General features: G+C 65.5%; 12 protein-coding genes. 6 read left to right on the top strand and 6 right to left on the bottom strand.

The window, feature by feature from the left end; translation table 11 throughout:
* Nucleotides 1-45 precede the first annotated feature (45 nt).
* A complete protein-coding gene (locus KF833_09145; GenBank protein MBX3745465.1) occupies nt 46-669 on the top strand; it encodes a DUF1080 domain-containing protein in 624 nt (207 codons plus the stop codon).
* Nucleotides 670-675: 6 nt separating this feature from the next.
* Here KF833_09145 and KF833_09150 read toward each other — a convergent pair whose 3' ends face one another.
* Complete coding sequence (locus KF833_09150) at nt 676-1530, bottom strand: hypothetical protein (protein MBX3745466.1); 855 nt, start codon at nt 1528-1530, stop codon at nt 676-678.
* A 734-nt stretch (nt 1531-2264) separates the two neighbouring features.
* On the opposite strand from KF833_09150, the gene pxpB reads away from it, so the two are divergent.
* Genes pxpB through KF833_09165 form a run of 3 tightly spaced genes read left to right on the top strand, consistent with a single transcriptional unit; the run spans nt 2265 to nt 4581 of the window.
* Entirely contained in the window at nt 2265-2936 is a 672-nt protein-coding gene (gene pxpB, locus KF833_09155) for a 5-oxoprolinase subunit PxpB (protein MBX3745467.1), read from the top strand.
* Complete coding sequence (locus tag KF833_09160; protein ID MBX3745468.1) at nt 2933-3820, top strand: biotin-dependent carboxyltransferase family protein; 888 nt, start codon at nt 2933-2935, stop codon at nt 3818-3820. The genes pxpB and KF833_09160 overlap by 4 nt, the downstream gene beginning before the upstream one ends.
* Nucleotides 3817-4581: a LamB/YcsF family protein gene (locus KF833_09165; GenBank protein ID MBX3745469.1), complete on the top strand. Its 765-nt coding sequence runs from the start codon at nt 3817-3819 to the stop codon at nt 4579-4581. Before KF833_09160 ends, KF833_09165 begins: the two co-directional genes overlap by 4 nt.
* Here the strand turns inward: KF833_09165 and KF833_09170 are convergent.
* On the bottom strand, nt 4538-4837 hold the full coding sequence (locus KF833_09170) for a Dabb family protein (GenBank protein ID MBX3745470.1): 300 nt from the start codon (nt 4835-4837) through the stop codon (nt 4538-4540). The two genes, KF833_09165 and KF833_09170, sit on opposite strands and share 44 nt — an antisense overlap.
* Here KF833_09170 and KF833_09175 point away from each other — a divergent pair.
* Together KF833_09175 and KF833_09180 are read left to right on the top strand one after the other, a co-directional pair.
* A complete protein-coding gene (locus KF833_09175) occupies nt 4836-5960 on the top strand; it encodes an alpha/beta hydrolase (GenBank protein MBX3745471.1) in 1125 nt (374 codons plus the stop codon). The genes KF833_09170 and KF833_09175 overlap by 2 nt on opposite strands.
* Before the next feature lie 67 nt (nt 5961-6027).
* Nucleotides 6028-6990, top strand: coding sequence for a DUF3616 domain-containing protein (locus KF833_09180; GenBank protein ID MBX3745472.1), 963 nt, complete (start codon nt 6028-6030; stop codon nt 6988-6990).
* Here the strand turns inward: KF833_09180 and xth are convergent.
* The 4 genes from xth to KF833_09200 all read right to left on the bottom strand — a co-directional run bounded on the left by xth (nt 6984) and on the right by KF833_09200 (nt 12653).
* Entirely contained in the window at nt 6984-7751 is a 768-nt protein-coding gene (gene xth, locus KF833_09185; protein ID MBX3745473.1) for an exodeoxyribonuclease III, read from the bottom strand. The genes KF833_09180 and xth overlap by 7 nt on opposite strands.
* 64 nt (nt 7752-7815) lie before the next feature.
* Nucleotides 7816-10080, bottom strand: a complete 2265-nt coding sequence (locus KF833_09190; GenBank protein MBX3745474.1) for a carboxy terminal-processing peptidase — start codon at nt 10078-10080, stop codon at nt 7816-7818.
* Between the two features lie 416 nt (nt 10081-10496).
* Nucleotides 10497-10973 carry a hypothetical protein gene (locus KF833_09195; GenBank protein ID MBX3745475.1) on the bottom strand — a complete coding sequence of 159 codons (477 nt, stop codon included), beginning with the start codon at nt 10971-10973 and terminating at the stop codon, nt 10497-10499.
* Between the two features lie 822 nt (nt 10974-11795).
* Complete coding sequence (locus tag KF833_09200) at nt 11796-12653, bottom strand: DUF4338 domain-containing protein (protein MBX3745476.1); 858 nt, start codon at nt 12651-12653, stop codon at nt 11796-11798.
* Nucleotides 12654-12724: the final 71 nt, after the last annotated feature.

Raw genomic sequence — 12724 nt, forward strand, 5'->3', positions numbered from 1 at the left:
AGGCTGGACTGGCCATTGGCCATGGGTTCCGGCAGCGTCCTTCCCATGAACGCCCCCTTGGTCGCCGCAGCCTGCCTCGCGTTTGCCACCCTTGCTTCACACGCCGGTATCGAATCGCTTTTCGATGGCCATTCCTTCAAGGGCTGGGATGGCGACACCAACAAGACTTGGCGCATCGAGTACGGGGCCCTAGTCGGCGGGTCCCTCACTGACACCGTCCCCCGGAACGAATTCCTCGCCACCACCGAGCGCTATACGAACTTCGTCCTGCGCCTCAAGGTCCGCCTCCTCGGCACCGAGGGCTTCGTCAACTCGGGAATCCAGATTCGCAGCGAACGCGTCCCCAACCACCACGAAATGATCGGGTATCAGGCCGATGTCGGGAAGGGTTGGTGGGGCGCCCTCTACGACGAGAGCCGCCGCAACAAGATCCTGGCCAAGCCCGAGGAAGGAGTGGCCGAGCGCGCCGTCAAGGAGGGCGAATGGAACCATTACGAAATGCGGGCCGAAGGACGCCGCGTGGTGCTCACCATCAATGGGGTCCAGACCATCGACTACACCGAACCCGATGAGTCCCTGGCCCAGTTTGGACGCATCGGCCTCCAGATCCATGGGGGCGGCAAGGGTCTGGTGGCATTCAAGGACATCAACCTCGAGCGCCTGCCCTGACCGGGGTCAGGGCGCCAATGGCAACGCCGTGGCCAAGGCGGTGTCGTCCGCCCATAGGCGCAGATCGCCGCCCGTTTCCCGCATCCGCATGTGGAGAGTGGACCATAGCTTCCGGCCCCGGATCTCAGCCATGGCGTGGCGGTTGAACCAGACATCCTCCTTGCCGCGATCGCGCTCGACGGTGAGGCGGAAAAAATCGAGCGCCCCCAGCAGTCCTCCCCACATCCGCACGGCGCCTTCCGTGTGAGCCTCCGCCCGGGCGATCTCGAACTCCGTTTCATCGATCCAGACCGTTCCGTGCAGGCGATTGATAATCCGGTCCATCAACCGCTCCTCCGGAAGCGGGCCCGTTTTCGGCCGGAAGATCAGGACATGGCATCCCCGACCCCGCACTTCTTCACGGCGGTCCCAAGTGAACTTGAACCGCTCGAAAAGCTCTTCGTTGACCAACTGATCCATCCGGTCCGTTGAGGATTGCCCGGGCCCGACCGCGTACTTGTCGCGCCATCTTCGTTCCCGCTCGGACAACGCGGAACTCTCCTCGTCCGACAACCGTTTGCCATTCAAGGCCATCAACCGGTTGTGCGTCATCCCCCGGGTGAGTGTCACTTGGTACTCCTTCTCCACCGTTCGTCGGACGGTTCCGCCACCATCGAGGTTCTCGACGACGGACCACTTGCGGTGGGTGTACACCGGGGCACTGGCGGCCTCGGAGAGGGCCTTGGCCCGCTCGAAGGTGCGCCGCAGCAATCCTTCGACATCCGGCGTCACGGCATCTCCGCCCGTCCCATCTGCCGTCGTTCCCGGGATAAAGTGCAGCATGAGCGCCAAACCCAGCCAGATGGAATGCCGCCCAGACATGGCAACCACCTTCCGGTTCCGTTACCCGGTGCGCAAGGCAGCAAGCATGGGCCTTGGGGCTCAATTAAATAATAGGACTGACAAAATACTGCCGACCGAAATCGTTTAAATAGCCTGTCCATTTATCTTATTGTTTATCGTTGACTGTCCGCGATCAGGTCATCCCCAGCGGTAGAGGGTAGGATGGGATTTCTGGCGGGATACTGGGGAAAATCGAATAGTCCACAATCACATGCCTGACCCGTAGAATAATAGGCCTGACAAACTGAAGTTGACTAAAATCATATAATATGACCGGCCTTTGATTATTGACTTTCTTAAAACATAAATATAATAGGACTGACAAGCTAATGTTGACCGAAATCGTATAAGAAGACCGACAGTGAATTATTGACGGTCCGCGATCAGGTCATCCCCAGCGGCAGGATGGGATTTCTGGTGGGGTACTGGGGAAAAGCGCATAGTCCACAATAAAATGGCTGCCGCTATACTATTTGGTTTTGCGGGTTGGGGGGGCGGAACGGCGGGAATGGGGGGATCTGACGTGATTCGGGCAGGACGGCGGCCGGGGGGGGGGTACCGCTCGGACAGGTCCCGCGGTTGCGGGGATTCAGTTTCCTGTTGTTCGCATAGGCGTTGAATATTTGGGGCAGCCCAAAGAAAAAAGAACTCGCCCGGGGGCCGCTTCCGCGGCTACGAGACGGGCGCGGTCTTGTTCGCCTGCGTCTGTGAGCCTGCGAATCGACAACTACGGACCGGATGCCTGCCTGGTGCGGTTCGCCGACCGGGTGGATGACGAGGCATTCCAACGGTCCCAGGCGCTGTGGCGGCGCCTCGATGAGCATCCGCCGGTGGGTTTGCTCGAGGCGACTCCGGGGTTCACCACGCTCCTGCTTGAATTCGAACCCGGCACACGCCCTGAGGCCGCGTCGATCTCAGGCCTTCTGGAACCGGCCCTCCGCCCCGCCCGCAAGCCGTCTCCACCGCCCCATGCGATCGAAATCCCGGTGATCTACGACGGACCCGATCTGGAACGGGTCGCGGCGGCGGCCCAATTGTCGGTGGCCGATGCGATTACGCTCCACACCCAGGGACAGTACCGGGTGCTGGGGTTGGGATTTGCGCCGGGCTTCGCCTACCTGGGCGGGCTTGACCCGCGCCTGCACACGCCCCGGATCGAGACCCCCCGGGTGAAGGTGCCGGCGGGTTCGGTAGCCATTGGCGGCCCTTTCACCGCGGTGTACCCGTGCGCCACAGCCGGCGGCTGGAACCTCATAGGCCGCACCGAACTGCCCATTCTCGATCCCGTCCGCGCCGCCGCGGGAGTGGCCGCCGCCTTCCGACTCCACCCCGGCGACGCTGTCCGGTTCGTTCCGGTGGCTTCCCAAGCTCCGACGCCGTCATGAACGAGGCTGTCCTCGAACTTCTCGATCCCGGACTGGGGGTTTCCTTTCAGGACCTGGGTCGTCGGGGTTGGAGACGGTTCGGAGTGCCGCCCGGAGGGGCCCTCGACGACCATGCGTCGCGTTGGGCCAACCGGCTTCTCGGCAATCCCCTTGGGGTTCCGGTTCTGGAGGTGCTCCTGCACGGCGCCCAATGGCGGGCCTTGCGCCGTGTCGAGGTGTCCGTTGCCGGCGCGTCGGTTCCCCACGATCCGGCCCAACCGGATCGCTGGCACACGCGGACTCTTGAGGAAGGCGATCGCTTTTCCATTCCGCCTTCGCCGTCCGGCGTCTGGTCGTACCTCGGTGTGCGTGGCGGATTTGTCGCCGATCGCTGGTTCGGCAGTGTCAGCGCCTTTCCCCGCGGCGGCCTTGGGGAACCGTTGTCCGCCGGGGCAGTCCTCTATCGCCGGGCGCAGGCGTGGCCTTCGTGGCCGAGCGGCGTGGGCCAGCGCTGGCTCGATCCCGCCGAGCAACGCGACTACGCCAGCCCTCCGCCGCTCCCGGTCTGGCCGGGGCCCCAATGGAATCTCTTCCCCCAGGCTGCACGGGACGCCCTGTTCGACACCGAATGGCGCGTCAGTTCGCGCTGCGACCGCACGGGCTACCGCCTGGAAGGGGAGCCTCTCCCGGTACCCGGGGAATCCATTCTGAGCGAACCCGTCCTTCCAGGATCGCTCCAGGTGCCGCCCGACGGCCGGCCGATTGTCACGCTGCGCGATGGTCCCACCGTGGGAGGATACCCGAAGATCGCCCTGCTCGATCCCCGCTTCCTCGCATGGCTGGTCCAGTGTCGGTCGAGCCAGTCGATCCGGTTTGTGCCCGTTGGAGATGGTACGAAGTCATGAGCATGCCCACTCCCGCCCTCGGCTGCGATCTCGGCGAAGGCGAGGATCCCGCGCTGACCGCCAGGCTCATGGCACGTCTCGATGCCGTTCACATTGCGTGCGGCGGGCATGCGGGCGACATGGCCTCCATGGCCGTCTGTTTGGAACTCGCCCGCGCCCATGGTGTCCGGGTCGGGGCCCACCCGGGCTGGCCGGACCCAAAGGGATTTGGGCGTCACCCTGCCTTGGCCCCGGACCCTGCCATCTGGCCCGCCCTGCTGCGCGACCAGGTTCGCGCTCTCCAGTCCCTGACGCAGGGCGCCGGTGTACGCCTGCACCATGTGAAGCTCCACGGCGCCTGGTACCACGCCACGGACAGCGACGACGCCCTGGCTGTGGCGCATGTCAGGGCCGTGGCTGATTTGGATCCGGGCCTGGTGATTGTGGCCCGCGCGGGCGGGCGGGTGGCGGCCATGGCGCGGGCGCAGGGGCAACCGGTCTGGGAAGAAGCGTTTCTCGACCGCGGCTACTGCGACGACGGCACGCTGGTGCCGCGTGACGAACCGGGGGCGCTTCTCGAAGATCCCGCCCTCGCGGTGAGGCGCCTGCGCGAACTCCTCGCCCGGGGCGGCTGGCCGGGACGGGGCGGGGCGTGGATTCCGCTCCGCGCCCGGATTCTCTGTGTCCACGCCGATTCCCCGGGGGCCCTCGCGCTGCTGGAGGCCGCGCGGGAAGAACTCAGGCGAAGTCGTACACCACGGCCTTCCGGCACACCCGTTTGAAGACCTTCTCGACGAACTCGACATGCCGCGGATGGTCCTGATAGGCGTCCTGCGTCGCCTTGTCCGGAAACACGAGGTTCAGGGCAACCTGGTAGCTTTGGTCCACGACCGGCCGATGACTGGGCACCATGCGGCCGACATGGAAATGAAGGATTCCGGGCAGGTCACGCAGGTAATGATGGAGCCCTTCGATCAACGTATCCGCCGCCCCCGGCTGATCGGGATCCGTCCAGAAAATCACCACGTGCGAGAACATGACTTCACGCTATCGAGCTGACCCCGCCCGGGCCAAAGCAATTCCGCGGCGCACCGCCCTCGGCCGGCTGGCGGCCCTCCCCATCCTCCCATCCCTCCTGGCGGCCGCGGCGCCGGACCCGGCGGTGCCCCGGCTGCCCCGGGATCAACTGCTCCTCTACCGCACCCGTTCGGGGGCGATTCGGACGGCCCGTTCCGCGGCCGAATGGCGCCCGCGCCAGGAGGAGATCCGGGCGGGATTCGAGGCCATCGCCGGTCCGGATCCCCGTCCGCACCCGGGCACGCCTCCGCCCTTCACCATCGAAGAGGAGACCGATTGTGGTGACTACGTCCGCCGCCTCGTCACCTTCGCGGCCGATCCCGGGGGGCGGGTGCCGGCCTGGCTGCTCGTACCGCGTGCTGCACTCGATGGCCGCCGCTGCCCGGCCGCCCTGTGCCTCCACCAGACTCATGCGGCCGGGTTTCGCACCGTGGTCGGATTGGCGGACAGTCCCGACGACGAATACGCCGTCGAGCTTGCACGGCGGGGGATGGTTTGCCTGGCGACGCCCTACCCGCTGCTGGCGGACTACCATCCCGACCTCTCCGGCCTCGGCTACGCCAGCGGTGTCCGGCTTGCCACCTGGAACAACCGGCGCGGCATCGATCTGCTCCAGTCGCTGCCCTTCGTCCGGCCCGGCCCGGTTGGCGCCATCGGCCATTCGCTGGGCGGCCATACCGCCCTCTTCACCGCCTTTCTCGACTCCCGCATCGGCGTCGTGGCCACCAGTTGCGCCTTCGACTCCTTTGTCGATTACATGGGGGGCGATCTCACCGGCTGGACCCAGACCCGCTATTTTCCGCGGCTCCGCAAATATGTCGGGCGACCCGGGGAGGTGCCGTTCGATTTCCATGAACTGATCGCCGCTCTCGCCCCGCGGGCCCTGTTCGTCAGCGCGCCGCTTCACGATACGAATTTCCGTTGGGAAAGCGTTGGCCGGGTTGCGGCCGCCGCCCGTCCGGTGTACGCCCTTCATCATGCCGCTCATCGTCTGCGGGTTCGCCACCCCGATGTTCCCCATCGGTTTCCGCCCGAAATCCGCCGCGAGGCCTACGACTTCATCGACGAGCACCTCGGGGTCTGAGCCGCACAGCGTGATTGCGGAGTGGCCCGCTTCAGGGGCATGGACCGCCCGGCGGATCGCCGGTGCCATGGCCCTGGTTCTCTTCCTCGTGCTTCTCCAGCCGTCGTTGGGGGCCGCGGAACAGCGCACCTATACCGGTTGCTGCGACGCCTCGGCCGCCGCCCTGGTCAATGAATCGCTCTTTGCCGTGGCCAGCGACGAGGACAACGTCCTCCGCCTGTACCGGCGCGATCAAGGCGGGCCGCCTGTTCGCACCGTCGATGTCTCGTCGTTCCTGGGCCTCCGCCGGCGCGACGAGGCCGATTTCGAGGGGGCCACCCGGCTGGGGGATCTCCTCTTCTGGACCGGTTCGCATTCCCGGAATCCCGCCGGGCAACCCCGTCCGTCGCGCCATGTCCTGTTTGCCACGGTGGTCCGGGGCGAAGGACTTGAGGCGACGCTGGTGCCCGTGGGGGCGCCTTACCGCACGCTGGTGGGAGATCTTGCGGCAGACCCCCTTTACCGCGAGTTCCGGGTGGCCGACGCCGCATCGCGTCCCCCCGAGGCCCCGGGCGGCTGGAACATCGAAGCCCTCGGCACCGGGCCCGACGACTCGTTGCTCATCGGCCTGCGCAATCCCGTTCCCGACGGGCGGGCCCTCATCGTGCCGCTCCTGAATCCGCGCGACGTCATCGAACGGCGGCCCGCCCGGTTCGGTCCGCCGCTCCGTCCCGACCTCAACGGGCTGGGGCTGCGGGCCATGGATCGGGCCGGCTCGATCCATCTTCTGGTGGGGGGCCCGGCGGAAGGCGGGGGACGGCATCGGATGTTTCTGTGGGACGGCGTCTCGGAGCGACCGGAGGCGCGGCCGCAGCTCATTCCGCGCGGATTTCAGGCCGAGAGCGTGCTCTTCCTGGAAGGGAATGCAGCCGGGGGACGATTGGCCGAGTTGTTGAGCGATGACGGCGGCACCCGGATTGGCGGACAGCGCTGTCAGGACATTGCGGACCCGGCGCGGCGTCGTTTCCAGGTGCTGCGGGTCCGCTACTGAAGGGCATCGGGTTCGAGTTCGACCCCGACGGGACAGTGGTCGGACCCCATGATCTCGTTCCGGATGAAGGCGCTCCTCAACCGAGGCCGGAGTGCGGCGGAGACCAGCACGTAATCGATGCGCCAGCCCACGTTCCGCGCCCGGGCGCCCGACATCGGACTCCACCACGTATAGTGGCCGCCACCGGGTTCGAATTCGCGGAAGGTATCGACGAAGCCGGCCTCGATCAGCGACTGGAAGCCCGCGCGTTCCTCGGGTGTGAAGCCGTGATTGCCCACGTTCGACTTCGGATTCGCCAGGTCGATCTCCGTGTGGGCCACGTTGAAATCACCACAGCACACCACCGGCTTGCGCCGCCCCAGCTTCATCAGGTACTTGCGGAAATCCCGGTCCCACGTCTGCCGGTACGGCAGTCGGGTCAGACCGCGCTGCGCGTTGGGCACGTACACATTCACCACGAAGAACTGATCGTACTCCGCCGTCACCACGCGGCCTTCGCGGTCGTGCTCCTCGATGCCGAGGCCGCGCCTGACCGACACCGGCCGCTGTTTCGTGAACACCACCGTTCCGCTGTATCCCTTCCGCTCGGCCGCATCCCAATATGTCGTGTAGCCCGCCGGCCAGAGCGCCTGGACGTCGTCCGGACCGGCCTTGGTTTCCTGAACGCAGAGGATGTCCGGGTCTTCGGCGGCGAGGTATTCCAGGAAGTTCTTTCGCAGCACCGCCCGGAGCCCGTTTACATTCCACGAGATCAACTTCACGCGGCGCAGGCTACCGGAGGGCAGCGGCGGATGCAGGCTCCGCCATCAGTCCCCCTATGCGGACCTATTTCTGGGCGGTGGCGGACCGGCCATCGAAGACCAAACGCTGCCCCTTGGCGGCGAGGAGATCGAGATAGTCGCGCAGGATGTCGAGGGTCTCGCGCAACTGGGGTTCGAGGCGCTCGGGTTCGTCCCCGGCCTTGTCGGCCTTGTCCGCCTCGTCCTCGACCTCTGTGCCGCTGGCGGCGGCGAGGAGCGGTTCGTCGTCCTTGGCGGCCGCTGCGGTGAGCAGCCGGGCGGGTTCATTCCTGGCCACCATGTCGAGGGTCACCTCGAAGATGGGCAGGGGCTGGGGATCGAACTCGCGGCGTTCCTTCTTCCGAGCCTCCTCGCGGGTCTTGCGCTCCTCCTTCTCGGCGAGGCGGACCTGTTCATTGAGGGAGACCGACGGATCCTCGCGCCGGCGTTTGAGTTCCTCGATGTCTTCGAGGATGTAGGCGTATTCGCGGCTGACGGCGACGCGGTTGGCCGAGCGTTCGCGGAGAACGGCGAGGTAGGGATCCACGTGGTCCATCCGCTGGAAACGGAGCGGGGTGGTGCGGTCGGCCGGCAGGCAGTTTGGCAGGTAGGATTCGCCCAGTTCCATGTGGTCAAGGATGGTGGGAAGGGCGATGTCGGGAGTGACGCCGTACTTCTGGGTGGTTCCGCCGGCGATGCGATAGAACTTGGAGACGGTGAACTTGAGCTTGCCCGCATACGGCCCGACGGTGCGCTGACTGAAGAACTGGGTCAGCGGGATCAGGGTCTGTACGGTGCCCTTGCCGTGGGTGGCGGAATCCCCGACGACGACGGCGCGCCCGTAATCCTGAAGGGCGGCGGCGACGATTTCGGAGGCCGAAGCGCTCTGATGTCCGACGGCAATGGCGATCGGGCCGTCCCACACAATCTTCGGATTGTCGTCCTGAAGGAGCCGGGTGTGGCCGTTCTGGTTCTTCACCTGAACCACCGGTCCCTGGGGAATGAAGAGGCCGGTCAGGGCGATGGCTTCCTCGAGGATCCCTCCGCCGTTGCGGCGCAGGTCGAGCACCAGGCCTTCGACCTTCTCCTCCTTCAGGCGATGGATGAGCTTCTCCACGTCCCGGGCGCAGTTTTCGTAAAACTGGGGCAGGATCACGATTCCGAGGCGCGTGACCCGGCCATCCTCTCCCGGGAGGTCCACCAGACGTGCCTTGGCGAACTGCTCGGTCAGGGGGATGTCGTCGCGAATCAGGCGGATCTCACGGCGGGCACCGTCCTCGGAATCGGCCGGAATGATGGTGAGGCGGACTTCGGTGCCCTTCTGGCCGCGGATGAGTTCGACGACCTTGTTGAGGCGCATCTCGACGACATCGACGGGTTCGCCGTCGCCCTGGGCGACGAGGACGATGCGGTCCTTGGGTTTCAACTGACGGCTGCGCTCGGCGGGTCCGCCGGGGACGAGGCTGCGGATGCGGGTGTAGCCGTCATCCCATTCGAGGAGGGCGCCGATGCCGGTGAGGGAGAGTTTGACGTTGCTGATCTCGAACTGGCGGGCCTCGGAGGCGCTCATGTAGTCCGAGTGGGGATCGAAGGCGTTGGCCAGGGAGGTGAGGTAGAGGGAGAGGATCTCCTCGCCGTCGTACTCCTTCATGGTCTTGAGGAGGCGCTGGTAACGCTTGGTCAGGTTGGTGACCACCTGCTGGGGATCGTCGTTGGCAAGCCGGCCCTGGAGGAGATCGAACTTCACCCGCAGACGCCAGAGTTCCTCCGCCTCCTTCTCATTGCGAGGCCATGGGCCCTTCGAACGTTGGGGGTTGAACCGCTCGTCCGTCGTGAAATCCACCGGGGCGGCAAGTTGTTCGAGGGCGAAGGCGGTCCGACTTTCGAGGCGTTCGAGGTAGCGCTGGAAGATCACGTAGGCCGGGGAGGCGTCGTTGGCCTGGGTCAGGTTGTCCAGGCTCTCCGCATAGCGCCGCCCGAACTCGTCCACGTCCTCCTGGGTGAAGACCAGCCGGCTGTAATCCAGGGTCGAGAGGTAGTTGGTGAAGAAGGTGCGCGACATCGCATCGTCGAAGGGCGCCTGCCGGTAGTGGCCCTGGACGAGCACCTCGGCGGTCGCGCGGGCGATCCGGCCGGCCTCGGAGGCGGTGAGGCTGACCGCACGCGGTCCGGAGGCCGGGGGCGGAACGGATTCGAGAAGGGGCTGGTCGCGAGACCCGGAGACCTGCGCGTGTTGGGGCGAGCGCGACTGGGTGAGGCCCGCCAGGGAGATCGCCGCCACCAGCATCGCTTGGATCACAAGGGTGTTCATGCGAAGTACGCCGGCAATCTGCCGCCATCGGGGGAGGAAGCAATCATCGATCTCGGGGGGGGCCTTGGGATCCGGTGCTTCCCGGAGGAGTGGGTGGGGAGGCGGCGAATCGGAGGGACGATCACTGCGAGTCCTCAACCCAACGCTCCCCAACGCTCCACACCGTTGCGGCCTCGTGGAACCCGGCCCTCCGAAACGACGGTTCGCGAGGTTCGCACCTCCCCCCACAACGCCGGGATGCACGGCCTGGGTCAGCAGTTCTCATTTTGGAAGAGTGGCCTGAGCGCGAGGGTGGACGCGTGGGTAGTGGAAGGGTGGCGTGATCGACGAGGAGGGCCCTGGACGAGGGCGGAGGGGAGATTCGGGCAGGCGCAAGCCCCGCGGACCGAAAGGCCGCGGTGGGGCGGAGAACCCGGTCAGGCTTTTTTCGAGTACGGCCCCAGTTCGAGGCCTCGCATCATGAAGTCCAGGAGTTCGCTCCAGCCGGGAAAGTGGATGTAGAGGGTCAGGGCCCGGACATGTTCGAAAGAACGTCCGGCGGAGAGCCTGGCGCGCAATAACCTGTAGGGCTCATCGAGCCAACCCAGCGCGGCATGCACGAGAGGCCAGGGTTCAAGGAGGTGAGGACCGCTGCCAGTGCTTCTTGCCGTATTCAAGTTGTGATCGAGATGATAGCCCTTGGTCTTGAGGGTGTTGTTGTTCTCGTTCTCGATCTTTAACAGGCTAATGCCGAGGCTGCCAGGCTGGCGACGTTGGTTTCGTCGATCTTCCAGTCGTTGACCCAGGCATTGTAGTGATCTCGTCTGGCCTTGGGGGTTTGGTGACGCGAAGCTCCGAACCAGTTGACCTTCAGAGCATCTTTCCCCCTCGGCCAAAGGGGCGCCGTGGGTCATCGGTAGGTGTAGGTGAGCGTTTCGGCGCTTCTCGCGAACGCGCATCGCAAGGTGCGCGGTCGGTCAGGTTGGAGATCGATCCAACGGTAGAGGGCGATATGGGACGAGGGCTTGGCGGTGAAGAGGAAATGGCCGTCGTGGAGGAGGACCACTGACGGCAGAAGGGTTTGATGGGCACAGATGTCGTCGCCCAGAACCGTGACGGGTCCGCGTGGCGACGGTAGAGTTCGAAGTTGGCCTGGAGCCAGCGCTTGGCGGCAGCGATCTCGCAATCCTGCTTCTCGTGGCCGTCCTGGGGGCGATGTATTCGGGACGCAGGCGAAGACTTCGGCACGACCGGGAGCCACCATGACCGAGGGTCAGGGCCGTGTGAAAATAGATCCGCGGTCCCTTCTCGGGAGTGAGGTGCGAGCAACACGGTCCGTGGACCTTCGCCGAAGAACGGTAGCCGGTGCCGTCCAGCGCGATGAGGCGATGGACTGGTGGACCCCGTGAAAGTCCTCCAGCAATCCTCGTCCCACCAGAGCATCAGGACCCGGTCGGAAAATCGGATGCAGCCTCAGGGGACCGGATCGAGCATCTGTCGGACCTGGTTGTCGCTGGGAATACGGGTGATGCCGAAGAGGCTCTGGGCGTTGTCGCAGCCACGTGCCTGGCGCATCGCCTTCTGGTAGGCGAGAAGGAGGCGACTGGGTGAAAAAACCGCGAGGCGCTCAAGCCGAAGTCCTCCATCGCGTAGGACTTGTTGGTGCGCGACGCCGGGTCATGGCGGCAGCAGTGCCTCGCGCAGGTGATCCCGCCGCCGATTGAAGAAGGGTGGGTTCATGGGCAAAGGCGCTGGCGCCAGTGCAAGCCCAGCGGGCGTACGAACACTTCCTTGGCGGTGGTGGAGGCGGTGTCGGAGGGGCCATTGCGTCCCCACTGCCGGTGGTTCGCCCCAACGGCAGCCGCGGCGGCGGTGCGAGGTGCCGGCAAAGCGGGATCGACGAAGGTCTCCACCAGGTCACGCCTTGTCCGTAGCGTTGGCGCCAATCCGGTCAGACGGCCGAGGACCCGGGCCAGGACATGGCTGGCCAGGTGGGGCACACGCACCCAGGCCGGGATGAGGAAGCGGGTATTGTTGGTCAGTCGCCAGCGATGCCGATGACGTTGTTCCTCGTTCAGCCGATGAAGGCGTCGCGCGGCCTGACAATGCCAGGCGGCCAGGCGAAAACGCGCCGCCAGGGCGCCCGGTCCGGGACAGACCAGGTAGCCGATGTTTTCGCCGACGCGGTTGCGAAAACCCAGGTAGTGATGGCGCTGGAGCGGTGCCCGAAGAGCGTCTTCGCGCGAACCTGGAGCCACGGGATCGATGCGCACCGGCTCAGGCTCGCCAGAATCGGCTTCCAGAACGCTGCAGTCAGCTCGATCTGGACCAGTTGCCGGTTGCGTCGATCGTTGACGCTGGGACGTTGACGCGAAGGCAGCCGAATCCAGCCACGAGCCTCCAACTTGAGAGCGAGCTGCGGCAGGCCATATCTTTGGGACGCTGGCGTGTCGGTGTGCCAATCCCAACGCTGGCAGAGCTCTCTGTGAAATCCGGGTTCCGATGCCAATCCGGATGGTCGGCGAGCAGTTGCGGATCTCGGCCAGTTCCGCCGGGGTCAATCGCCGCCCCTGGATGACTTCGTCGACGACCACGGGCCTTGGCTATATCCGAGGAAGGGGTGTGAGTCCCGCAAAAAGTGAAAAAACTTTGGGAACACCGGCGT

The organism is Verrucomicrobiia bacterium, from assembly GCA_019634625.1.
Taxonomy (GTDB): domain Bacteria; phylum Verrucomicrobiota; class Verrucomicrobiia; order Limisphaerales; family CAIMTB01; genus CAIMTB01.